17 protein-coding genes and 1 pseudogene are annotated in these 22522 nt (G+C 70.9%); 12 read left to right on the top strand and 6 right to left on the bottom strand.

All coding sequences use genetic code 11. The features are described 5' to 3' along the window. From ABZX30_RS15910 to ABZX30_RS15940, 7 genes and pseudogenes are all read left to right on the top strand, one after another. Positions 1-377, top strand: a pseudogene (locus tag ABZX30_RS15910) (hypothetical protein); the annotation flags it as partial. A gap of 199 nt (positions 378-576) precedes the next feature. Beyond that, positions 577-1614, top strand: a complete 1038-nt coding sequence (gene glnII / locus ABZX30_RS15915; protein ID WP_355933828.1) for a glutamine synthetase — start codon at positions 577-579, stop codon at positions 1612-1614. Between the two features lie 275 nt (positions 1615-1889). Further along, complete coding sequence (locus ABZX30_RS15920; RefSeq protein WP_355933830.1) at positions 1890-2540, top strand: winged helix-turn-helix domain-containing protein; 651 nt, start codon at positions 1890-1892, stop codon at positions 2538-2540. 71 nt (positions 2541-2611) lie between these two features. After that, positions 2612-3628 (top strand): NAD-dependent epimerase/dehydratase family protein, encoded by a 1017-nt coding sequence (locus tag ABZX30_RS15925; RefSeq protein WP_355933832.1) that lies wholly within the window; start codon positions 2612-2614, stop codon positions 3626-3628. Between the two features lie 52 nt (positions 3629-3680). Beyond that, positions 3681-4973, top strand: a complete 1293-nt coding sequence (locus ABZX30_RS15930) for a sensor domain-containing protein (RefSeq protein WP_355933834.1) — start codon at positions 3681-3683, stop codon at positions 4971-4973. Next, positions 4958-5614: a response regulator transcription factor gene (locus tag ABZX30_RS15935; protein WP_355933837.1), complete on the top strand. Its 657-nt coding sequence runs from the start codon at positions 4958-4960 to the stop codon at positions 5612-5614. The genes ABZX30_RS15930 and ABZX30_RS15935 overlap by 16 nt, the downstream gene beginning before the upstream one ends. Positions 5615-5798: 184 nt before the next feature. Continuing rightward, entirely contained in the window at positions 5799-7349 is a 1551-nt protein-coding gene (locus ABZX30_RS15940) for a DUF1996 domain-containing protein (protein ID WP_355933840.1), read from the top strand. A 111-nt stretch (positions 7350-7460) separates the two neighbouring features. Here the strand turns inward: ABZX30_RS15940 and ABZX30_RS15945 are convergent, their stop codons facing one another. Then, on the bottom strand, positions 7461-7862 hold the full coding sequence (locus tag ABZX30_RS15945) for a hypothetical protein (protein ID WP_355933842.1): 402 nt from the start codon (positions 7860-7862) through the stop codon (positions 7461-7463). A gap of 137 nt (positions 7863-7999) precedes the next feature. Here ABZX30_RS15945 and ABZX30_RS15950 point away from each other — a divergent pair, with 137 nt between their 5' ends. The 3 genes from ABZX30_RS15950 (at position 8000) to ABZX30_RS15960 (ending at position 11267) form a co-directional block, all read left to right on the top strand. Continuing rightward, positions 8000-8509 carry a tetratricopeptide repeat protein gene (locus tag ABZX30_RS15950; protein WP_355933843.1) on the top strand — a complete coding sequence of 170 codons (510 nt, stop codon included), beginning with the start codon at positions 8000-8002 and terminating at the stop codon, positions 8507-8509. A 50-nt stretch (positions 8510-8559) separates the two neighbouring features. After that, positions 8560-10476 (top strand): hypothetical protein, encoded by a 1917-nt coding sequence (locus ABZX30_RS15955; protein ID WP_355933845.1) that lies wholly within the window; start codon positions 8560-8562, stop codon positions 10474-10476. A gap of 101 nt (positions 10477-10577) precedes the next feature. Beyond that, positions 10578-11267 carry a TetR/AcrR family transcriptional regulator gene (locus ABZX30_RS15960; protein WP_355933848.1) on the top strand — a complete coding sequence of 230 codons (690 nt, stop codon included), beginning with the start codon at positions 10578-10580 and terminating at the stop codon, positions 11265-11267. Positions 11268-11293: 26 nt separating this feature from the next. Here the strand turns inward: ABZX30_RS15960 and ABZX30_RS15965 are convergent, their stop codons facing one another. From ABZX30_RS15965 to ABZX30_RS15975, 3 genes are read right to left on the bottom strand one after another with little or no spacing between them, the layout of a single operon-like run. After that, on the bottom strand, positions 11294-12121 hold the full coding sequence (locus ABZX30_RS15965; RefSeq protein ID WP_355933850.1) for an SAM-dependent methyltransferase: 828 nt from the start codon (positions 12119-12121) through the stop codon (positions 11294-11296). Positions 12122-12166: 45 nt separating this feature from the next. Next, a complete protein-coding gene (locus ABZX30_RS15970; protein ID WP_355933852.1) occupies positions 12167-12418 on the bottom strand; it encodes a DUF397 domain-containing protein in 252 nt (83 codons plus the stop codon). After that, complete coding sequence (locus ABZX30_RS15975; RefSeq protein ID WP_355933854.1) at positions 12415-13287, bottom strand: helix-turn-helix transcriptional regulator; 873 nt, start codon at positions 13285-13287, stop codon at positions 12415-12417. The genes ABZX30_RS15970 and ABZX30_RS15975 overlap by 4 nt, the downstream gene beginning before the upstream one ends. A gap of 242 nt (positions 13288-13529) precedes the next feature. Between ABZX30_RS15975 and ABZX30_RS15980 the strand changes: the two genes are divergently transcribed. Further along, positions 13530-13973, top strand: a complete 444-nt coding sequence (locus ABZX30_RS15980) for an ATP-binding protein (RefSeq protein ID WP_355933856.1) — start codon at positions 13530-13532, stop codon at positions 13971-13973. 220 nt (positions 13974-14193) lie between these two features. On the opposite strand, the gene ABZX30_RS15985 is transcribed toward ABZX30_RS15980, so the two are convergent. Next, positions 14194-14556, bottom strand: coding sequence for an isomerase (locus tag ABZX30_RS15985; RefSeq protein ID WP_355933859.1), 363 nt, complete (start codon positions 14554-14556; stop codon positions 14194-14196). Between the two features lie 213 nt (positions 14557-14769). Continuing rightward, positions 14770-20169, bottom strand: a complete 5400-nt coding sequence (gene pulA / locus ABZX30_RS15990) for a pullulanase-type alpha-1,6-glucosidase (protein WP_355933861.1) — start codon at positions 20167-20169, stop codon at positions 14770-14772. A 189-nt stretch (positions 20170-20358) separates the two neighbouring features. Here pulA and ABZX30_RS15995 point away from each other — a divergent pair, with 189 nt between their 5' ends. Beyond that, positions 20359-22449 carry a carbohydrate-binding module family 20 domain-containing protein gene (locus ABZX30_RS15995; protein WP_355933864.1) on the top strand — a complete coding sequence of 697 codons (2091 nt, stop codon included), beginning with the start codon at positions 20359-20361 and terminating at the stop codon, positions 22447-22449. Positions 22450-22522 lie beyond the last annotated feature (73 nt).

A 22522-nucleotide genomic window follows, 5' to 3' on the forward strand; every position in this document is an offset into this window, starting at 1 on the left:
GCGCGCCGGCTCTGCACTCCTTGGCGACGCAGCCGGCGCAGAACGGTCAGCAGGCCGGTCAGCAGACCGCGCAGCCCTCGCAGGGCGCCGCGGCGGGAAACACCGGCGGCGGCGCTGGGGCGGCCTCCGGCCGGCAGGTCTGCAAGGGCTCCACCGTGACGCTCTCCGGCGAGGGCGGTGCCCCGGCGGCCTCCAGCGACCAGTTCCCGGCGGGGACCACGCTGAAGGTCACCAACCTGGACACCAACAAGTCCACGACGGTGAAGGTCACCTCGGTCTCCGGTAGCTGTGTGCTGCTGAACAACGCGGCCTTCGAACAGGTCCGCGAGCCCGGCAAGTTCCTCGTCCGCCACGCGCTGATCGAGAAGGTGGGGTGAGGATCGGGCCGGCAGGACCCTCACGTCCTCACGACGTGACGCCGGGCACAGAACAGCCAGGTAACACGGGGTTCACACTCGGGCAATGATCGGGAAACCGCCTGTTGACAGGCTGCCGGGCAACAACGGCGGTGCCCCAGTGCCGTAGCGCCGCAGCACCCGCAAGTGCGCCTAGACCCACCCCGAAGGATGTGGCCCCGTGACCTTCAAGGCTGAGTACATCTGGATCGACGGCACCCAGCCGACGGCCAAGCTCCGTTCCAAGACGAAGATCCTCGGGGACTCCGCCAAGGGCACCAAGACCACGGAGCTGCCGATCTGGGGCTTCGACGGGTCCTCCACCAACCAGGCCGAGGGCCACGCCTCGGACCGTGTCCTGCAGCCGGTCTTCTCCTGCCCGGACCCGATCCGCGGCGGCGACGACATCCTCGTGCTGTGCGAGGTGCAGAACATCGACTTCACCCCGCACTCGTCCAACACGCGCGCCGCGCTGGCCGAGGTCGCCGAGCAGTTCGCCGCGCAGGAGCCGATCTTCGGCATCGAGCAGGAGTACACCTTCTTCGACGGCTCCCGCCCGCTGGGCTTCCCCGAGGGCGGCTTCCCGGCCCCGCAGGGCGGCTACTACTGCGGTGTCGGCGCCGACGAGATCTTCGGCCGTGAGATCGTCGAGGCCCACCTGGACAACTGCCTCAAGGCGGGCCTGGGCATCTCCGGCATCAACGCCGAGGTCATGCCCGGCCAGTGGGAGTTCCAGGTCGGCCCGCTGTCCCCGCTCGAGGTCGCCGACCAGCTGTGGGTGGCCCGCTGGCTGCTCTACCGCACCGCCGAGGACTTCGGCATCTCCGCCACCCTCGACCCCAAGCCGGTCAAGGGCGACTGGAACGGCGCCGGCGCGCACACCAACTTCTCCACCAAGGCGATGCGCGAGGGCTACGACGCGATCATCACCGCGTGCGAGGCGCTCGGCGAGGGCTCCAAGCCGCTCGACCACGTGAAGAACTACGGCGCCGGCATCGACGACCGGCTCACCGGTCTGCACGAGACCGCCCCGTGGGACAAGTACTCCTACGGCGTCTCCGACCGCGGTGCCTCGGTCCGCATCCCGTGGCAGGTCGAGAAGGACGGCAAGGGCTACATCGAGGACCGCCGCCCCAACGCCAACGTCGACCCGTACGTGGTGACCCGCCTGATCGTGGACACCTGCTGCGCCGCGCTGGAGAAGGCCGGCCAGGTCTGATCCCCGTAACTCTCCGAGGGGGTGTCCGCCGTCATGGCGGGCGCCCCCTCATGTCTGCTTCAATGAGCACATGGCCAGCTTCCAGAAGCACCCCGCGACAGGTCGCCATGACCTCGAGCCCTTCTGGCCTTCCCGTCAGCACCACGACTTCGACCGGGTGTGTTGCCGCGCGGTGAACGCGCGGGCCCTCTAAAGCCGTACACCCGGCCTTCGGCCAGCGCGACACGACGTACGTCCTCTCCGACGACCTCCTCGCGCGAAAGAGCTGACCTCTCATGGCGAACACTCGTTCTCTCTCCACCGCCACCACTGCCCCCTCCGCCCACGGTTCCCGGCACCGGCTGCGCGCCGTCGACCGGGACGAGGTGGTGGACGTCGCGGACTTCCTGCCGCCGGGCGCCACCTGGCTGCCCGCCCCGCAGCACACCCTGCCCGCCCTGCCGGGCCACCCGCCGATGATCGGCTACCTGCTGCTGGTCCCGGCCGACCAGCAGCCGCCGTTCCAGCCCGTCGCCGTGCCCGACCAGCCCGACCTGTCCGACCGGACCGACCTGTCCGACCTGTCCGACCTGTCCGACCTGTCCGACCTGTCCGACGGCGACGCTGCCACCGGTGCCGCCACCGGTGCCGACCAGCTGGTGCGGATCGACACCTGGCAGCGCACCGCCAGCGTGGACGGACGTGAACTCGACCTGACGTACCTGGAGTTCGAGCTGCTCGCCCACCTCGTGGCACACCCGCACCGGGTGCACACCCGCGACCAGCTGGTCACCACGGTCTGGGGCTACGGCCACGTGGGCGACGGCCGCACGGTCGACGTGCACATCGCCCGGCTGCGCCGCAAGCTCGGCGCCGAGCACCGGGGGACCATCCAGACGGTGCGCCGGGTCGGCTACAAGTACGCCCCGCCGACCGGCCGCCGGTGATCCCGCCGCGGTGATCTGCTGACGGCAGAGCGGCGTTCCGTTCCGCGGCCTCGGCGGGCAGAGTCACCGGCATGAGACTTCTGGTGCTGGGTGGTACGGAGTTCGCGGGACGGGCCGTCGTGGAGGCGGCGCTCGGGCGGGGCTGGGAGGTGACCGTCCTCAACCGGGGGCGGCACGGGCCCCTGCCGGGGACGAGGGCCGTACGCGGCGACCGCACCGCGCCCGGCGGACTCGCGGGCCTGGCCGGGGGCGAGTGGGACGTCGTCGTCGACACCTGGTCGCGGGCGCCGCGCGCGGTGCGGGACGCGGCGCGGCTGCTGCGGGGCCGCGCCGGCCGGTACGTGTACGTGTCGAGCTGCTCGGTGTACGCGTGGGCCCCGTCCGCCGGGTACACCGAGGAGGCGCCCCTGGTCGAGGGCGCCGCGGCCGACGCGGAGCAGACCGAGTACCAGCAGGACAAGCGGGGCGGCGAACTGGCCGCGCTGGGCGCCTTCGGCGCGGACCGCTCGCTGCTCGTGCGGGCGGGGCTGATCCTCGGACCGTACGAGAACATCGGCCGGCTGCCCTGGTGGCTGTCCCGGATCGCGCGGGGCGGCCCCGTGCTGGCGCCCGGCCCGCGGGACCTGCCCCTGCAGTACGTGGACGTCCGCGACCTCGCCGAGTGGATCCTCGACGCGGCCGGGGCGGGGCTGAGCGGGCCGTACAACCTGATGAGCCCGCGGGGTCACGCCACGATGGGCGAGTTGCTCGACGCGTGCGTGCGCGCGACCGGCGCCGGCGCCGAGCTGCGCTGGACCGATCCGGACGTGGTGCTCGGCGCGGGCATCCAGCCGTGGACCCAGCTGCCCGTGTGGGTGCCGCCGGGCACCGACGGGCACGACGCCCTGCACGGCGCGGACGTCTCGCGCGCCCTCGGGGCCGGTCTGCGCTGCCGGCCCGTCGGCGAAACCGTGGCCGACACCTGGGACTGGCTGCGGTCCGTCGGCGGCAGCGCACCGCACCGCCCGGACCGTCCGCCGGTGGGGCTTGACCCGGAGGTGGAGGCGAAGGTGCTGGCGGCCGGGGGTGTACCTGGCACCACCCCCTGAGACGGGGCTCCGGCCCCGTGCCCGCCGCGCACCCGTCGGACAGACTGGCGCCATGACGACGAACACGCGCAGCGGCGGCCTCCGTGCCCGTGCCCAGGCACGGGCACGGGCACTGGCACGGGAGATCGTGCTCGCCGGCGTACGGGGGCTGGTGCTGGCCGTGGTGATGCTGCCGGTCTCGGTGCTCTGCCTCACCCTGACCCTGGTCTCCGTCGCGCTGGTCCCGATCGGTGTCGGCGTCTACACCACCCCGTGGATCCTGGGCGGTGTCCGGGACGTGGCGGACACCCGGCGGCGGCTCGCGGCCGAGTGGTGCGGGGTGCGGATACCGTCGGCGTACCGGCCGGTGCCCGAGGGAGCCAATCCGTGGCGGCGCACCTACGCGCTGCTCCGCGACCCGGCGGTCCGGCGGGATCTGCGCTGGCTGCCGGTCGACATGACGGCGGGGTTCGTGACGGCGCTGCTGCCGGCGGTGCTCCTGCTGTACCCGCTGGAGGGGTTCGCCATCGTGGCCGGGCTGTGGCGGGTGCTCGGCGCGGCCGGCGGCTACTGGTACGGCTTCGTGCACGTCACCGGCCAGGCCTCCGCGCTCGGGGCCGGCGCGCTGGCCGCCGTGCTCCTCACCCTCACCCCGTTCGCGCCGCGCCTGCTGACCGCCCACTTCCGGCTCACCCGGGCCGTGCTGGGGGCGGACCAGGAGGAGTTGGCCGAGCGCGTGCGGGTCCTGACCGAGACCCGGCGGGACGCCGTCGACACCTCCGCCGCCGAGCTGCGCCGGATCGAACGGGACCTGCACGACGGGGCGCAGGCCCGGCTGGTCGCCGTGGGCATGGACCTCGGCACCGTCGAGATGCTCATGGACAAGGACCCGGCCAAGGCCAAGCAGCTCCTCGCGCAGGCCCGCCAGTCCTCCGCCGAGGCCCTCACCGAACTGCGCGACCTGGTTCGCGGCATCCATCCGCCGGTGCTGGCCGAACGCGGACTCGGTGACGCGGTGAGGGCGTTGGCGCTGCGGCTGCCCCTCTCCACCGGGGTCTCGGTGGAGTTGCCCGGCCGCGCGGACGCTCCGGTCGAGTCGGCCGCGTACTTCGCGGTGAGCGAGGCGCTCGCCAACGCGGTCAAGCACTCCGGGGCCGACCGGATCTGGGTCGACGTCCACCACGCCGGGGGCATGCTGCGGATCGCGGTGACCGACAACGGCCAGGGTGGCGCGGCGGTCGGGACCGGTTCCGGGCTCTCCGGGATCGAGCGGCGACTGGGTACATTCGACGGTGTCCTGGCCGTCAGCTCTCCCGCGGGCGGTCCCACCATGGTCACCATGGAGATTCCGTGCGTGTTGTCCTAGCCGAAGACCTGTTCCTGCTGCGCGACGGGCTGGTCCGGCTGCTGGAGGCCTACGACTTCGAGATCGCGGCTGCCGTGGAGAGCGGGCCCGAACTGACCCGGGCCCTGGCCGAGCTGAAGCCGGACGTCGCCGTGGTCGACGTCCGGCTGCCGCCCACCCACACCGACGAGGGCCTGCAGTGTGCCCTGCGGGCCCGGCAAGAGCGGCCGGGCCTGCCGGTGCTGGTGCTCTCCCAGCACGTGGAGCAGCTGTACGCGCGCGAGCTGCTGGCCGACGGCACCGGCGCGGTCGGCTATCTGCTCAAGGACCGGGTGTTCGACGCGGAGCAGTTCGTGGACGCCGTCCGGCGGGTGGCCGCGGGCGGTACGGCGATGGACCCGCAGGTGATCCAGCAGCTGCTGTCCCGGCGGTCGGCCGCCGAGGAGCAGCCGCTGGGCCGGCTGACGCCGCGCGAGCGGGAGGTCCTGGAGCTGATGGCGCAGGGCCGGTCGAACGCGGCGATCGCCGCCCAGCTGGTGGTCACGGAACGGGCCGTCGCCAAGCATACCGCCAACATCTTCACCAAACTGGGACTCGAGGTGTCGGACGACGACAATCGGCGCGTTCTGGCGGTGCTCGCGTATCTGGACCGAGATCGTTGACCATGATTCAATGTTTAGTCAACTCTCCCTGCTCAGGCAGTGTTTGAGGGCGGACCGGGCAGGGATCCTCTGAAGAATTTGTGAGACCGCTGAACACCTCCGGGGCGGCGTCCGTATGGAAGGGCGCCGCTTCACTCCTGTCGGGCGCCTCGATGCTGCCCCGCAAGGAAGTCAGAGGAGTTCCATGGGACGCAACACACGCAAACGCCGTACGCCATTGGCCACCAAGGCCATAGCCGCATCGGCGGCCCTAGCGCTCGGTGGGGGCGGGCTGATCTGGGCGAATTTCTACGCTTCGGCGCATGAGTCGAACGACTCGGCGCAGAACCAGACCAAGGCCGCCGCCGCGCAGGTGGCGACAATCTCCTGCCCGGACGTGCAGCAGAAGCTGACGAACATTCCGGCGAAGGCCCAGCAGGGCGTGGCGGCGGAGCTGGCGAACCTCGACAAGCAGGTCACCGAGGCCTACGCCAGGCTCGCCTCCACGCGCCAGGCACAGACCAACGACCCGAGCTTCGTCCAGAACGCGATCGTCGGCCCCTTGAAGGAGAAGCGGGCCGCGACGATCGACCGGATCAGGATCGACATCCAGCGCGTCGGCGGCCAGTTCGACAACTCGCTGGCCCAGCTCGCCGGCTGCACCACGCAGACCGCCAACCAGACCACCGCCGGTGGCCAGAACGGCGGCCAGCAGAACAACAACGGCGGCCAGCAGCAGAACGGTGGCCAGCAGAACAACAACGGCGGCCAGCAGCAGAACGGCGGTCAGCAGAACAACAACGGCGGTCAGCAGCAGGGCAGCAACGGCCAGGCCGGCAACGGCCCGACCGCCGCCGACTTCGTGGACATCACGAAGGTCGCAGCGAACGTCCAGGCCAAGCCGAGGAAGACCCGTAACGCCTCGACCGGTTCGTTCTCCGTGAGCTGCGGTGTGAACGCCAACAAGAACTTCAACACCGACAACGTGATCGTGGCGCCCGGTGTGACCAACGGCGCGCACCACACGCACGACTACGTCGGCAACCAGAAGATCAACGCCTTCTCCAACAACAACAATTTCCTGCAGGGCGGCACCAGCTGCAGCAACAAGAGCGACCTCTCGTCCTACTACTGGCCGGTGCTGCGTCTGCAGAACGGCACGCAGGAGTTCGACCAGAACAGGGACGGCGGTGGCAAGGAAGGCAACGTCGGCAAGATCCTGACCGCGCAGCAGGCGGAGATCAAGTACGTCGGCAGCCCGGCCGGCAAGGTCGTCGCGATGCCGCAGTTCCTGCGCATCATCACCGGTGACGCGAAGACCACCACCAACGGTCTGGCGAACGCCAACGCGCACTGGAGCTGCACCGGCTTCGAGAACAAGGTCCAGCTGACGGAGCAGTACCCGATCTGCCCGCAGGGCAGCAAGGTGGTCCGTTCGTTCGCCTTCCAGAGCTGCTGGGACGGCAAGAACGTCGACAGCGCCAACCACCGCACGCACGTCGCCTTCGCCGACCCCGCGAGCGGTGCCTGCGGCAACGGCTTCAAGGCGATCCCGACGCTGACGATGCGCCTGGTGTACAACGTTCCGGCGCCGACCATCCAGAACGGCGTGGTCAAGAACGCCTACGCGGTGGACGGCTTCCCGGAGCAGCTCCACAAGGCCGCCACCGACCACGACGACTTCATCAGCATCACGACCGGTGGCCTGGCGAACAAGATCGCCAACTGCATCAACCGCGGTCAGAACTGCAAGTGATCCACTGAGTGGCCACCGGGGCGAACCGCCTCGGTGGGCCCACCGAGAAGGCCGGTGACAGGTCCCTCCCGTCACCGGCCTTCGCCGTGTGTTCCCCCGCGCTGTCGTCCGTCAGCCGACGTGACCGCTGTGGTCGGTCCCGATCTCCAGGTCGCCGCCCAGCGTGCCCCGCAGCACCTTGACGACCTTGTCGTCACCGACGGCCACCCACTTGCGGCCGACGAGATAGAAACCGCCGTAGTCCTTGGCCTCGTTGATCCACTCGCGCTGGCCCCGGTCGGTGGCGAAGGTGGCGAGGATGAATCTGCCGCCCTTGGTCGTGCACCTGGCCTGTCGGAGATCGTCGACGTCCAGTTGGATGTCCGGCGAGCACTTGACCTCGGCGGCCAGGCTCTCGAGGCTGCCGGTCGCCGTGGGCGGCACCGACGCGGTGGTGTCGCCGGAGCCGCAGCCGGCGAGCGCCAGCACGGCGGCGGTGCCCGTCACGGCGAGCAGCCCTCTTGTCAACCTCATCTGATCCTCCGGTCCCGGTCGGGCGACAGCATGCCGCAGGGAGCCCCGGCGCGGTGCCCCGCCCTTCGATACGGCGTGTACCGGCGCAGTACTCAAATCGGGTGCCACCTCAGGAACACGTGTGCGAGGGTGAGCCGGTGAACCAAGACTGGGAAGACCGTGTGACCGCCGCCTGGGCCACCTTCGACGACTACCCGGAGGAGCGTGCGGCCGACTTCCGCGCCGTGATCGACGCCCTCGTCGCCGAACTGCCCGAGGGCAGCCCGCTGGGCCCCTTCGAACGGGCCTGCGCCTGGGACTCCACCGGCCACTCGGACCAGGCGGCACCGCTGTACCGGGAGGCGCTCGCCCTCGGCCTCGGCCAGGCCAGCGGCTACAAGGGGCGCCGGGCCAAGATCCAGCTGTCCAGCTCCTTGCGGAACATCGGGCAGGCGGAGGAGGGCGTCAAGCTGCTCACCCCCGAACTGGACGCGCCCTCGGACGAGTTGGACGACGCGGTACGGGCCTGCCTCGCCCTGTGCCTGTCCAGCCTCGGCCGGGACCGCGAGGGCCTGTCCCTCGCCCTCGGTGCCCTCGCCGCGCATCTGCCCCGCTACCAGCGGTCGATGGCGAACTACGCGCGGGCCCTGGTCGAGCCGGAGGACTGAGTCACCCGGACGGCCGGTGACCATCGAACGGCTCGCTCGTTCTCCCGAACGTGCAGTCACAGGATGTAGCCAACCGTCAAGCACCCGTCCCCGCCCCGGCCGTCGGCGTCGAGCAGGCCGAGGCCGCCCTCGTCGAGCACTACCCGCGGCTCGTCCGGCTCGCGTATCTGGTGCTGCCGCACGGTCCCGGCCGGGGCAGGCGCGTCCTGGCCGCGCACGCGCTCACCCAGCGCGCCCTGCCGCGGGGCCGCAGGTCGTCGTCCGTGATCCCGGCCCAGTCGACCGGCCGGGACGGCGACCCGGGCTACGCCTTCGTCCGCCTCCAGGTGTTGCGTACGGCCCTGGAGGCGGCCCTGCCGCTCCGGCGCAGGGCGTGGCTCACCCGCTCCCAGCTGCCGCCGCTGCTGCCCCAGGTGTGGGGCCTGCGCCTGTTCCCGCACTCGGGCGGCGCCGAGGAACTCGCCCTGGACCAGCGGCTGGCCGCCCTGTCCGGGCCGGGCCGTGCCGCGTACGTGCTGCGCGGGCTGGAGAAGCTCCCCGACGCCGACGTGCGGGCCCTGCTGACGGCGGCCGGCGTCGCGGACCCGGACGCCGCCCTGAAGGAGGCCGACGGCATCCCCGCCCCGTACACGCTGCTGGGCTCCGCCGAGTTCGACCCCTGCTCGCTCCAGGTCCGGCCCACCGATCTGATGCGGCGCAGGCAGCACACCAACGCGGCGCTCGCCGCGGCGGCCGCGCTCGCGGTGTGCGGCGCGCTGATCGCCCTCCCGCGTGGCGGCTGGGGCGCCGACGGCCCCGCCGCCCCGGTGTACGCGCGGAACCCGGCGGCCGAGGCCGCCCTCGACCCGGCACGGCTGGTCCGGATCTCCCCCACCGCCTGGAGGACCGCCGCCCGCACCGACTTCTCCGTCTGGCCCGCGCGCGGCGGCCTCACCCGTGACACCGCCCTGCTGCGCCGCGCCCTCTCCGTCTGGGCCCGCCCCGGCGAGACGGTCAAGGTCTCGGCGACCCCCGGCACCCAGACCGGCGGCCCGGCCGGACCGCCCCAGCTGCTGTACGCGGGCCTGGTCGACAACGCCCGCGTGGTGATCCTCTACGACGGTCTGCGCATCGCCCGCTACGCCGAGCCGACGGACGGCACGCAGGGCGCCGCCCTCGACTTCGCCCGCGTCGACGGGGCCAGGAAGGCCGACGCGGGGGCGCTCGTGCTGGGCCGGGCCGACGGGAACGTGCGGTTCCTGACCGCCCCCTGGGTCCAGAAGGCGGCCGAGCGGGACCTGATGAAACCCGGCGCCGGAGCCATGGACCTGGACCTGGCCGACGGGGTCACCGCGCCGCTGGGCAGCCCCGTCCTGCGCACGGGTGCGTGCACCTCCTGGAACGCGCTCCAGCTGACCGACGACTCCGGCACCCGCCTGGCCACCGACCTCGGCGAGCTGGTCCCGGCCCGGCTCACCTCCGGGCGGCCCACCAAGGCGGGCGACGCGTCCGGGGCCCAGGCCCTGCACACCTGGGCGCCGTTCGCCTGCTCGCTGGCCCAGGAGCGTTCCGCGGGCGTGCGTACCGTCAACGCCTGGTCCTTCGCCGACCAGCCGCTGCCCGACGGGAGCGGCGAGGGCACCTGGGTGTGCACCCGGGCCGAGACCTGGCGGGGCGGCGGCTCGGCGGCCCTGGCCCAGTTCCAGACGGCGGGCTCGCGGCACGGGGTGATCGTGGCCAAGGGCAAGGACGTGACGGCGTGCGGACCGCGTGATCCGCACGTGCTGGCCGGGGTGCTGTGGAAGGCCGGCACGGGGAACTGGTACCTGCTGGCCGCGGGCAGCCGGGGCACCGCGTCGATCCGCACGACCGGCGGGGTCACCGCGTCGGCCCAGGGCAACCTGCTCGCCGTGAAGGCCGAACAGGGCGCCCGCGCGGACCTGAAGGGCACCCTGGACGACGGCACGCCGGTCAACGGCCTGCGTTAGGGCCTGTCCTTTGCATCAGGCCGGACCGGGCCGGACCGGGCGGATCAGGCCGGATCGGGCAGCGCACGTGAACGGCCGAATCCGATCGGTAAAGTGTTCGCATGAGTACCGGGATGCGCCGCAGGATGGGCGTCGAGGAGCGGCGGCAGCAGCTGATCGGCGTCGCCCTCGAGCTGTTCAGCCGGCGCTCGCCGGACGAGGTGTCCATCGACGAGATAGCCGCGGCGGCGGGCATCTCGCGCCCGCTGGTCTACCACTACTTTCCCGGCAAACTCAGCCTGTACGAAGCAGCGTTGAAGCGGGCCTCGGAGGATCTGGCGGGCCGGTTCACGGAGCCGCGCGAAGGCCCGCTGGGCGCCCGGCTGCTGCGGGTGATGCGCCGCTACTTCGACTTCGTCGACGAGCACGGGCCCGGTTTCTCGGCGCTGATGCGTGGCGGACCGGCCGTCGGCTCGTCCACCACCAACGCGCTCGTCGACTCCGTCCGGCAGGCCGCGTATGACCAGATCCTTTCGCACCTGGGCGTCACCGATCCGCCCGCGCGACTGGAACTGGTCGTCCGCTCCTGGATCTCGCTCGCCGAGTCCACGGCCCTGATCTGGCTGGACGGCCGGCGCATCCCGCGCGCCGAGCTGGAACGGCAGCTCGTCCACGACTTCGCGGCGCTCGCCGCGGTCAGCGCGGCCTACGACGAGGAGATGGCCACGATCCTGCGCGGCATGCTCGAGGAGGAGCCGGCCGACGGTCCGCTCAGCGGACTGGTCGGCCGGCTCGTCGCACTGGCCTCATAGGTGCCCTGGACGGCGTCCTGTGCGCCTCAGGGCTTGATGCCCACTCCCGTCCACAGGCTGACCTCGGCGTCCGTGGGGGCGTCCGGGCCGGCGGAACCGGTCTGCGCGGCGTCGGGACGCCAGCGGTGGCCGACGGTGACGCCCGGGTCGAGGAGTTCGAGCCCGTCGAAGAAGCGGGTGACCTCCGCACGGGAACGGACCTGCACCGGGGTGCCGCCGGAGATGTAGATGTCGGTGATCTTCTGCCAGGTGGGCGGGTCGAAGTCGGGCGTGCAGTGGCTGAGCGCCAGGGCGCTGCCGGAGGGCAGGACGTCGAGCAGGCGGCGGACGATGCCGTACGGGTCCTGGGCGTCGGTGACGAAGTGCATCAGGGCGTTCAGGGACAGGGCCACGGGCCGGCTCAGGTCCAGTACCTCGGCGAGCTCGGCGGAGTTCACGAGTGCCTCGGCGTTGTTGACGTCCGCCTCGATGTACGTCGTGCGGCCCTCGCGGGTGCTGCGCATCAGGCGCTCGGCGTACTTGAGGACGAGCGGGTCGTTGTCCGCGTACACCACCCGGGCGTCCGGGACCACGGACTGGGCCACCTGGTGCAGATTGGGCTCGGTGGGGATGCCGGTGCCGATGTCCAGCCACTGGCGGATGCCGTGTTCCCGGGCGAGGACACGGGTGGCCCGGTGCATGAAGGCACGGTTCTCCCGGGCGCACACGAAGATGGCGGGGTACACCTCGGCCACGCGTTCGGCGGCCTGCTTGTCGACCTCGAAGTGGTCCTTGCCGCCGAGGTAGTAGTCGTACATGCGGGCGGAGTGCGGCCTGCTGGTGTCGATGCCCCGCGGGGGCTGCGAGCTGGTCATGCTGTGCCTTTCGGTGGGGGTGGGCTGAGCGGTAGGTGGTCCGGGTCAGTGGGCCGTCAGGTGGTCGGCCAGGCCCCTCTTGACCCCCGCGACGAACGCCGTGATCTCCTCCGGCGTGTAGATCAGGGCGGGACCGTGGGGATCGGTCGACTGGCGCAGGGCCACGCGTCCGTCGGCGAGTTGCTTCGTCTCCACGCACTGGCCCCCGTTGGGGCCGCTCCACGGGCACTCCCAGCCCTGGTCTCCCAGGTCCGAGGCGGGCATGCCGTTGTAGACACTGCTCTCGGCGATGGTCATGAGTACTCCTTGCGCATGCGGTTCAAGAGCGCCTTGCTGTCCGCGGACGAGGTCATCAGCGACAGCCGGTTGTGCGCCTCCAGATGCGCCACCACGTCCGAGCGCTGGTCGAGGTACACGGCGGCGGAGAGGATCTCGCTGTAGACGATGTCGGGCAGCTCCGGTTCCTCGAAGCGGAAGTAGGTGAAGGGGGCGCACGCCCCGACGTGGGCGCAGGCCGAGAAGGGCACGACGTCGAGGCTGACGTGCTCCAGCTCCGAGACCTCGAGGAGTCGGTCGATCTGCTCCCGCATCACCTCGGGGCCGCCCACCATCCGGTGCAGCACGGCCTCCTCCATCACCACCCAGAGGGTGGGCGCGTCGGGCTTCTCCAGCAGGCTCTGGCGGCGCAGCCGGAGATCGACGCGCCGGTCGAGGTCCTCGGAGCTGTCGTTCGGGAAGCCGCCGCTCAAGGTCGCCCGGGCGTAGGCGGGGGTCTGCAGCAGCCCCGTGACGTAGTGCGGCTCGTAGGTGCGCAGCACCTTCGCGCCGGTCTCCAGGCTCACGTAGGCCGTGAACCAGGCGGGCACCACGTCGCGGTACGGGTGCCACCAGCCCGGCTCGTTGGCCCGTTCCGCGAGGGCGACGAACTCGTCGATCTCCTGCTGCTCGGCACCGTAGGTCTCCAGCAGCTTCTCCACGTAGAGGATCTTCAGGCCGACTTCGGCCTTCTCCAGCCGGCGGATGGTCAGGGGCTTCACGCGCAGGGCCCTGGCCGCGTCGTCCAGAGACACACCCGCGCTGTGGCGCATGTCCTGCAGCCGTCGGCCGAGGATCATGCGGAGAACGGTGGGAGCGCTGTTGCCGGCGCCCGCACGTGCCTCGTTCATGGCGACCTGCCTCCTGAGAGTCCGTCATCAGAACTCAGCTTAAAGCGACTTGAGGAGTCAACCATTCGGAAAGCGTCGTCCTGAAATTATCAGGGAGGTGGTTGCAGCGTGAACCGGACTGCAAGCATAGTTACTTGTGTGACGATGCCTCCGTCACGTGAGACTTCGTTCGTCAACGGCCTTACCCCACAGCTGTGTTGACGCACACGTCGTTCTCGCGACCCCCATGGAAGGCGACCGCCGTGTTCCCCCACACGACTTTCCCGCTCCGGCCCCTGGGCGGAGCGAGCCCGGACCGCGCGCACTGGCTCGAGCTGCCGGGTCACCGGACGAGCGTCAGAGCGGCGCGGCGTTTCGTCAGCGCGCGGCTCACCTCCTGGCGGGTGCCCGACGACGCCTGCGCGAACGCCGTGCTCCTGGTGTCCGAGCTGGCCACCAACGCCGTACTGCACACCGTCAGCCTGCGCATACTGTGCGGTATCGGTCTGCTGCCGGACGACCGTCTCCGCCTGGAGGTGCACGACCGGGACGACTCGGCCCGCCGTCTGCCCCGCCGCGAGCCGGGTCCCGACGACGAGGGCGGTCGCGGACTGCTGCTCGTGGAGGAGATCGCGGACAGCTGGGGAGTCTCCCGGTCGAACCTCACCGGGGGCAACGCGGTCTGGGCGAACCTGGCGACCGGCTGAGGCGCGCTCCCGGGCGGCGGGTGCCCGGGCCTGTCCGACCCTTCCCGTCGTCCCCCGGAGGGCGGCCGCGCGGCGTCAGGTGCGTGCTCCGGGGGTCCCCCCGGCCGAAGGCTGGGGGAGATCTTGAAATCACGCCCGGCTTGCCTCGGTTCAGGGCGATCGGCACTTACGGTCAATACAGGACGAGCCGGGCGGCCAGCGCAAGATCTCCAGCGGTCTCCTAGCGCTCGAACTTCCGGTACGAGGCCGCCAGGTCGCGCACCTCGGCGGAGGCGTGCAGGACGAAGCCGTCGTCCGTCACGTGCTCACGCAGCAGTTCGAGGACGGTCTCGGTCAGTTTCGCCTTGGTCTCCTCGGTGCGGCCGGCGAGCAGGCCGATCGTGACGTGCACGATGGCGTGGTGCTGGTCCTCGGGGTCCTCGTAGCCGAACGCCGTGAACGCGCTGGGCCGGAACTGCGTCTTGCAGGCCTCCGGCTTCGCGGCCGCGATCTCGACCGTCGCGGTGTGCAGGGCGTGGGCGAAACCGGCCCGGTCGAAGGCCGGGGCCATCACGGCGGAGTAGTCGACGGTGATCTGCGGCATGACACGCACTCCTGTTCTAGGCAACGGTGTCACCCTAGTCCGCGTGGTCCGCGAGCCGCAGGGTGAGCCGCCACGCCGGACGGGACACCGGCGACGACCCGGACCGTGGTCCGGCGGGCGGCCGCTGTCGTCCCTCTCTTCAGGCCCTCGACACGGCACGGTGGGGCGGCCCCGTCGAACGGGATCCGCCCCACCCACGCCGGTGCCCGCGCGTCACCGCCGGGTGAAGACCGCCACGGTACGGGCGGGGACGGCGAACGTGCCCGACTCCGAGGTGAACGCAGCGGACTTCACGACGGCGTCGGCGCCCTTGGCCTGCACCGGGTGCAGCCGGTAGTGCTCGCCGGCGAGCGCGGCGATCCGCTGCTCCTGCTTCTCGGGGGTCGCGTTGAACACCACGACCAGGTCCCCGAGCCGCATGGTGATCACACCGGGCGTCTCGTCCTCGCCGGACAGCGGGAAGGAGAGCCGGTCCTGCACCTGCGCGGCCGTTCCGAGCGAGAACGCCTTCTCCGCCGTACGGATGCGCAGCAGGTCCCGGTAGGCGGCGGAGGCACCGGTGATCTGCGGGCAGCCCACTTCGACGCCGGTCAGCAGCGGCCGGGCGTAGTCCCACTTGGACTGGTTGCCGGCGGCCATGGGCAGCCCGCGCCCGAAGCCGTTGCCGTCGGCGCAGTTCCAGTGGATGGCGTTGAACCAGTCGCCGCTGTCGAAGGAGTCGCGGTCGAGCGACTTCGAGCGCAGCAGGTCGGTGCCCGCCTGGGACAGCGCCGGGCCCTGCGAGAGGGCGGCGGTGGCCATCGCCAGCACCTGCATCCGGGCCCGGTCGGCGGCCGGGGTGTCCTTCGGCAGCTTGTACGTCAGCGCGTCGAACAGCGACTCGTTGTCGTGCGCGTCGACGTAGGCGAGGGCGTCGCCGGGCGCGGCCGCGTAGCCCGCGGGTGCGCCGTTGTAGTCGATCTCGGCGCCGGTGACCTCCTTGCCGTCGGTGTCGGTGAAGCGGTACTTGGCGAGGTCGCCGGTCAGACCGACCTTGATCAGGTCCTGGTAGTGCAGCAGCCGGGCCTTCTGCTCGGCCGGGGTGCCGTTCGCGGTGGACGCGTTCGGGTCGGTGTACAGGCCGGACGCGAAGCCCTGGACGCCGGGGTCGGAGTCGAAGGGGCTGCCGCCGCGCACGGCGTCACGGGCGCGGTCGGAGAAGGTGGCGATGCCGGTGCCGGCCATGTTGGCCTGCGTGGCCTGCACGAACCGGGCGTCGTCGGCGACCTCCCCGAAGTTCCAGCCCTCCCCGTACAGGATGATCTTCTTGCCGTCCACGCCGTCCTTCTTCAGGGTCAGCGCGTCGAGCGCCTTGCGGACCGCGAGGATGTTGGCCTTCGGGTGGTGGCCCATGAGGTCGAAGCGGAAGCCGTCGACCTTGTACTCCTTGGCCCAGGTGACGATGGAGTCCACGACCAGCTTGCCCATCATCGCGTTCTCCGGCGCGGTGTTGGCGCAGCAGGTGCTGCTCGCCACCGAGCCGTCGGCGAGGAGCCGCTGGTAGTAGCCGGGCACGATCTTGTCCAGCACGCTGGTCTTCGCCTGGCCGGCGGCCGCCGTGTGGTTGTAGACGACGTCCATGACGACCCGGAGCCCGTCCTGGTTGAGCGACTGCACCATCTTCCGGAACTGGACGGTGCGGGCCGTGCCGTCCGGGTCGGTGGCGTAGGAGCCCTCGGGGACCGTGTAGTGGTAGGGGTCGTAGCCCCAGTTGTAGGGGTCCTTGGCGGCTGTCTTCGCCACGCACTCCTGCTGCTTGTCGGAGTCGCCCGGGTAGGAGGCCAGGTCGCAGTCCGGGGTGGCCTGTTCGGACTTCCGCTCGGGGACGGTGGCGATGTCGAAGGCCGGCAGCAGGTGCACGTACGACGTCCCGGCCTCGGCCAGTGCGCGCAGGTGCCGTGAGCCGTCGCTGTTCTTGTCGGTGAAGGCCAGGTAGCTGCCCCGGTCCTTCGCCGGGACGGTCGTGTCGGCCACGGAGAAGTCGCGGATGTGCAGTTCCTGGATCTGCGCGTCCTTCAGCGGGACGGCCTTGGGCTTGTGCAGCGCCGACCAGCCGTGCGGGGCGAGGGACTTGTCGTTCAGGTCGACGACGAGGCTGCGCTCGGAGTCGGCGGTGAGCGCGACCGAGTACGGGTCGGTGACCTCGTTGGTGACCAGCTTGCGGACGCTGGGCGCCCACACCTTCACGGCGTACCGGTAGGGCTTGCCCTTCCAGGACGCCGGTCCGGTGACGGACCAGACGCCGGTGGCGGCGTTCCGGTGCATCTTCACCCGGCGTCCGTCGAGGTCCAGGTGCACGGACCGGGCCGTGGGCGCCCACACCGACAGGGTCGGCCTGCCGTGGCGGAAGACCGGGCCGAGGGAGGCCTTGGCGGCGCCGGCGTACAGGTCGTCCAGGACGCCGGCGGTCTGCACGCCGGTCGCGGCCAGGACGGCGCCGTCGGCGGCCCGCTGCGAGGCCACGAGCTGCCCGCCGAGCGCCTCGCGCACCCGGTCCCGGTCACGCGGGTCGACGGACCAGGCGGCGTAGTCCTTCAGGTACGGGAACCTCGCCTTCTGGGCGTCGGTGAGGGTGGTCTTCGTCAGCCGGAGCCAGCGCTCGTCGTCACTGGTCAGCGTCCCGTCCTTGACGGCGATCGAGCCGTCGCGGGAGTACAGCAGCTGGGTGGACGCGGCGCCCTCGGCGCCGTTCCAGGCGACGGTGTCCCGGTCGATCCAGACCGCCTTGGAGGTGGTCGGGTCGAGCGCGGCCGCACTGCCCGCCGGCTGCGGCAGGAGGTACTTCTCCTGGCCGTTCAACAGCCACACCTCGTAGCCGTCGGACTTGAGGTCCAGGGACTGGTCGGTGGCGAGGTCCTTCTCGTCGCCCTTGTGGACGATGTAGCTGAGGCTGGTGGCACCCTCGGCGAGCGGCACCTCGTAGACCGCGCCGTAGGCGTCGGTCCGCACCGGCTTCAGCGGGTTCGACCAGTCGGTGGGGTTCGCGGCGCCCGTCCAGACGTGCAGGCCCCAGCCGTCGTAGTCACCGTCGGCGCGGTGGTAGTGGATGACCGCCTTGGCCGTGTCCTGGGCCGGGTAGGCGGGCTTCTCGGTGGCCACGTCGGCCTTGCCCTGCTCGATCCAGACCTCGCCCGTCTTGGTGACGTCGATGCTCCGGTCGGCGGAGACGTCCTTGTCGCCGTCCTTGTCGATGACCAGGAAGCCGACGTCGGAGGCGCCCGGCTTGAGCTTCACCCAGGCGAACGCGCCATAGGCGTCACGGCCCGTGAAGGGGTGGCCGGCGGGCCAGGTCGTGGCCTCGCCGTCGGCGATGTCGCCCCAGGCGTACAGGCCCCAGCCGTCGTAGTCGCCGTCGGTGCGCTTGTAGTGGACGATCGCGTAGTCCCTGGACGAGGCCTTGGGGACCTCGGGTGCGGGCGGGGTGCCGGTGGTGCTGCTCGCCGTGGCGCTCGCGGTGTGCCCGGCGACGTCCACGACGACCGCCTTGTAGCGCAGGGCGGTGCCGGCGGGCACGTCCGCGCCGATGGCCTGGGTGACCTTGTAGGGGGCGTGGTCGGCGGTGCCGAGCGTCTTCCACGTGCCGCCTCCGACCTGGGCGGCGAACACGACCCGGTCGAGCTGTCCGCCGTCGACGCCGGCGGTGACCTCGACGGTGCCGGTGGCGCCGGTGTCGGGGGCCTTCAGGGTGAGGGACGGCTTGGTGGCGGGCCGGTCGAGGGGACCTGTGGCCTGGTAGACGACGGCGCTGCCGGCGGGGACGGTGACGGTGAGCTTGCGGTCGCCGTCGGTGGTGCGGCTGTCCTCGGCGCCGTAGATGCCGTGGTACGCCATGCCGGCCGAGCCGGTCGCGAAGGTCGCCGACTTCGCCTCGTCGGCGTTGTTGAAGGCGACGACGTACTCCTGGCCGGTCTTCGCGTCCGTCCGGGTGAAGGCGTAGACGCCGGCGCCGTCGGCCGCGTAGCGCTCGGTCTGGACCCCGTCGGTCAGGGCCGGGTTGGCCCTGCGCAGCTGGGAGAGGGCGGCGATCTGCCGGTAGAGCGGTGCGCTCGTGTCGTAGGAGTCCCGGGCGTGGGTGCGGTCGGTGCCGATCTCGTCGTCGTCGAGGTAATCGGCGACCTTCGAGGCGAACATGGTCTGGCGGGCGTCCTTGTCGCCGCCGGAGCCGGTGAAGCCCTGCTCGTCCCCGTAGTAGACGACCGGGTTGCCGCGGCTGAGGAACATCAGCTCGTTGGCGAGCTCGTCCTTCTCGAGGATCTCGGCGTCCGTCGCCTTCGGGTTGTCCTGCTTCAGGAAGTACCCGATGCGGCCCATGTCGTGGTTGCCGAGGAAGGTGACCTGCTCGTAGGCGTTGGCCTTGTCCGTCGTGTACGTGTAGTCGTCACCGAAGACGCTCGCCAGTCGCTGGGCGCTGCCGCCCTGGGAGGCGTAGGCGCGGGCCGCGTCCTGGAAGGGGAAGTCGAGGGTGGCGTCGAGCCGGCCCTGGGTGACGTACGGGGACGTGACGGAGGTGTCGGCGGAGTAGACCTCGCCGAACATGAAGAAGTTCTTCCGGCCGTGCGCCGCCGCGTAGGAGTCGAGCGCGGTCGCCCACTGGGTCCAGAACGGCAGGTCGACGTGTTTGACGGTGTCGATGCGGAACCCGTCGATCGCGAAGTCCTTCACCCACCGCTCGTAGATCTTCTCCATGCCGTGCACGACCTCGGGCCGCTCGGTCCACAGGTCGTCGAGCCCGGAGAAGTCCCCGTAGGTGGTGGACTCGCCGGCGTAGGTCGAGTCGCCCCGGTTGTGGTACATCGTCGGGTCGTTGAGCCAGGCCGGGACCTTGCTGCCGCTCGTGACCTTCGGGGTGTACGGGAAGGAACCCCCGTCCACGGCGGGGAACTCCTCACCGCCGGCCGCGTAGTCGGCGTCGTCGAAGGGCCGGCCGTCCTTCGTCAGGTAGGGGAAGGCGCCCTTGGAGAGGTAGCCGTAGGACTTCTCCTGGTGGTCGACGACGTCGGCGGTGTGGTTGGTGATGACGTCGAAGAAGACCTTCATGCCCTTGGCGTGTGCCTTGGAGATGAGGGTCTTGAGGTCCTGGTTGGTGCCGAAGTGCGGGTCCACCTGGGTGAAGTCGGTGATCCAGTACCCGTGGTAGCCGGCGGAGGCGTTGGCGCCGGTGCCCTGCACGGGCCGGTTCTTGAAGATCGGCGCCATCCAGAGGGAGGTGGTGCCGAGCTTCTTGATGTAGTCGAGCCGCCCGGTCAGGCCCTTGAGGTCGCCGCCCTGGTAGAAGCCCTTGTCGGTGGGGTCGTAGCCGGTGCTGAGGCGTGAGCCGGTCAGGCCGCCCTTGTCGTTGGCCTTGTCCCCGTTGGCGAAACGGTCCGGCATGACGAAGTAGAACTGCTCGCGCGTGTCGTCGTGCCGGGCGGGCTGGGCGGCGAGCCGCGCGTCGGACGGGGGCGCGGGCGGGGCCTCGGCGTGGGCCGCGAGCGGCTGTACCAGGGCTGCGGCGAGCGCGGCGGCGGCGACGGCCGCGACCCGTCTCGCATGGGCGGTGCGGCGCGTCCGGGACGCCGGCCATCTCGGTATCACAGGCGGGAACTCCTTGCGATTGCGGCTCTCTTGGGTCCGACCCCGCGCGACCGTATCGCCGACGAAAGGCTTACAGCAAGAGGGGTGAAACTCATAGCAAAGATTTTCATCGGCAGCCTTGACGGTCCATCCCGGCTCCCCCACTCTCACGACTGGTTGAAAACCCAACACCCTTCATCGGAGCCGCACATGACCAGACACCGCCCCCCGGGTGTCCTCCGGCGCACGGCAGTCGCCGTGGCCGCCGGCGCGCTGGCCCTCGCCGGGATCGTCGCCCTGCCCCCCACCGCCGCCCAGGCGGACAGCACCGTCAAGGGCGACGTCATCGCCAACCTCTGGGAGTGGAACTGGGACTCCGTCGCCTCGGAGTGCACGAACATACTGGGCCCGGCCGGCTACGGCGCGGTCCAGGTGGCACCCCCGGCGGAGTCCCTCAAGCAGCCGTCGTACTACTGGTGGGACGTCTACCAGCCGTACTCCTACAACCTCAACAGCCGCTTCGGGTCGGCGGCGAAGTTCGCGTCGATGGTGACGGCCTGCCACCAGGCCGGTGTGAAGGTCTACACCGACGCGGTGCTCAACCACACGGCCGGGCAGACCGGCACCGGCTACAACGGCACCACGCTCACCAGCAAGTACGACACCCCGGAGTGGGACCGCTCGGACTACCACGACTCGTCGTCCTGCCCCACCTCCGACCTGACCATCCAGGACTACTCCAACCTCACCCAGGTCCAGAACTGCGAACTGCTCGGCATGCCGGACCTGAAGACGGGCGCCGACTCCGTCCGCTCGGGCATCGCGGCCTACCTCAACAAGCAGCTCGCCCTCGGTGTCGACGGCTTCCGCGTGGACGCCGCCAAGCACATCCCGGCGGCCGACCTGACGGCGATCGAGGCCAAGCTCACGACCACCACCTCCGGCGCGGTCCCGTACGTCTTCGAGGAGATCTACCCGGGCTCCACCCCGCAGCCCGGCGACTACTACGGCACCGGTGACGTCCTGGACTTCACCTACGCGAGCAAGCTGAAGTCCGCGTTCCAGGGGAATGTGAGCGACCTGGCGTCGCTGTCCTCCTCCGGCATCCTCCCGGCCGCGAACTCGGTGTCCTTCGTGACCAACCACGACACCGAACGCAACGGCCTGCACATGAGCTACAAGGACGGCGACACCTACAAGCTCGCCAACCTCTTCCAGCTCGCCTACAAGTGGGCGACGCCGACGGTGTACGCCAGCTGGGAGTGGACCCAGAGCGACCAGGCGCCGCCGAACTCCGCGGGCTTCGTGACGAACACCGACTGCTCGGGCAGCTGGTACTGCCTGGACCGCGACACGTCGGTCGTGGGCATGGTGGCCTGGCACAACGCGGTCGGCTCGACCGCCGTCTCCAACTGGCAGACCAAGTCGTCCGGCGTGATCGGCTTCGGCCGCGGCGGCGCGGGCTTCTTCGCCCTGAACAACGGCTCGTCGCCGGCCACGTACACCTTCACCACCGGCATGGCCGACGGCACGTACAGCAACGTGGTCGACGGCGGTGCCACCAAGGTGACCGTCAGCGGCGGCAACGCGTCGCTCACCGTCCCCGCGAAGGGCGCGATCGCCTTCTACGACTCCTCCTACACCTGCACGGTCGGCTGCGGCGACGCGGGCGGCGGGTCGGGCGGCGACTCGGGCGGCGGGTCGGCGTCCACGGTCAGCGCGACCTTCAACGAGTACGCCCCGACGTCGTACGGGACGAACGTGTACGTCGTCGGCTCGCTCTCCGCACTGGGCGGCTGGGACACCTCGAAGGCGGTCCCGCTGTCGTCCTCCGGCTACCCGGTCTGGTCCGGGGAGGTGAGCGTGCCGATCAACACGTCGTTCGAGTACAAGTACATCAAGAAGGACAGCTCGGGCAACGTGACCTGGGAGTCGAACGCCAACCGGTCCGTCTCGGCCACGACGTCGGCGATCTCCGCGAACAACAGCTGGAACGTGGCGAACGCCGACGCCACCGACGTCACGTTCAAGGAGTACGCGACGACCGACTGGGGCACCAACGTCTACGTCGTCGGCTCCCTCCCCTCCCTCGGCTCCTGGAACACCGCCGACGCCGTCCCGCTGTCCTCGGCGTCCTACCCGACCTGGAGCAGGCTGGTCATCGTTCCCAAGAGCACGGCCTTCGAGTACAAGTACTTCAAGAAGGACGGCTCCGGGAACGTGACCTGGGAGTCCGGGACGAACCGCTCCTACACGACCGGCAGCACGTACGGCTACACGGCGAGCGACACCTGGAAGTAGGACGTGACGTAGTGCCGCGCGCTCAGCAGCCCGGCTTCCCGGCGTGGATCGCGAGCGCCGTGTTCGAGCCCAA

It is taken from the genome of Streptomyces sp. NPDC004542, from assembly GCF_040610035.1.
Lineage (GTDB): Bacteria > Actinomycetota > Actinomycetes > Streptomycetales > Streptomycetaceae > Streptomyces.

What these genes read in the sequence shown, in the direction of transcription:
- ABZX30_RS15930 (WP_355933834.1), top strand. Translation starts at nt 3,681, where the DNA reads ATGACGACGAACACGCGCAGCGGCGGCCTCCGTGCCCGTGCCCAGGCA.
- ABZX30_RS15925 (WP_355933832.1), top strand. Translation starts at nt 2,612, where the DNA reads ATGAGACTTCTGGTGCTGGGTGGTACGGAGTTCGCGGGACGGGCCGTC.
- ABZX30_RS15985 (WP_355933859.1), bottom strand. Translation starts at nt 14,556, where the DNA reads ATGCCGCAGATCACCGTCGACTACTCCGCCGTGATGGCCCCGGCCTTC.
- ABZX30_RS15920 (WP_355933830.1), top strand. Translation starts at nt 1,890, where the DNA reads ATGGCGAACACTCGTTCTCTCTCCACCGCCACCACTGCCCCCTCCGCC.
- ABZX30_RS15995 (WP_355933864.1), top strand. Translation starts at nt 20,359, where the DNA reads ATGACCAGACACCGCCCCCCGGGTGTCCTCCGGCGCACGGCAGTCGCC.
- ABZX30_RS15975 (WP_355933854.1), bottom strand. Translation starts at nt 13,287, where the DNA reads ATGAACGAGGCACGTGCGGGCGCCGGCAACAGCGCTCCCACCGTTCTC.
- ABZX30_RS15965 (WP_355933850.1), bottom strand. Translation starts at nt 12,121, where the DNA reads ATGACCAGCTCGCAGCCCCCGCGGGGCATCGACACCAGCAGGCCGCAC.
- ABZX30_RS15960 (WP_355933848.1), top strand. Translation starts at nt 10,578, where the DNA reads ATGAGTACCGGGATGCGCCGCAGGATGGGCGTCGAGGAGCGGCGGCAG.
- ABZX30_RS15945 (WP_355933842.1), bottom strand. Translation starts at nt 7,862, where the DNA reads ATGAGGTTGACAAGAGGGCTGCTCGCCGTGACGGGCACCGCCGCCGTG.
- ABZX30_RS15940 (WP_355933840.1), top strand. Translation starts at nt 5,799, where the DNA reads ATGGGACGCAACACACGCAAACGCCGTACGCCATTGGCCACCAAGGCC.
- ABZX30_RS15970 (WP_355933852.1), bottom strand. Translation starts at nt 12,418, where the DNA reads ATGACCATCGCCGAGAGCAGTGTCTACAACGGCATGCCCGCCTCGGAC.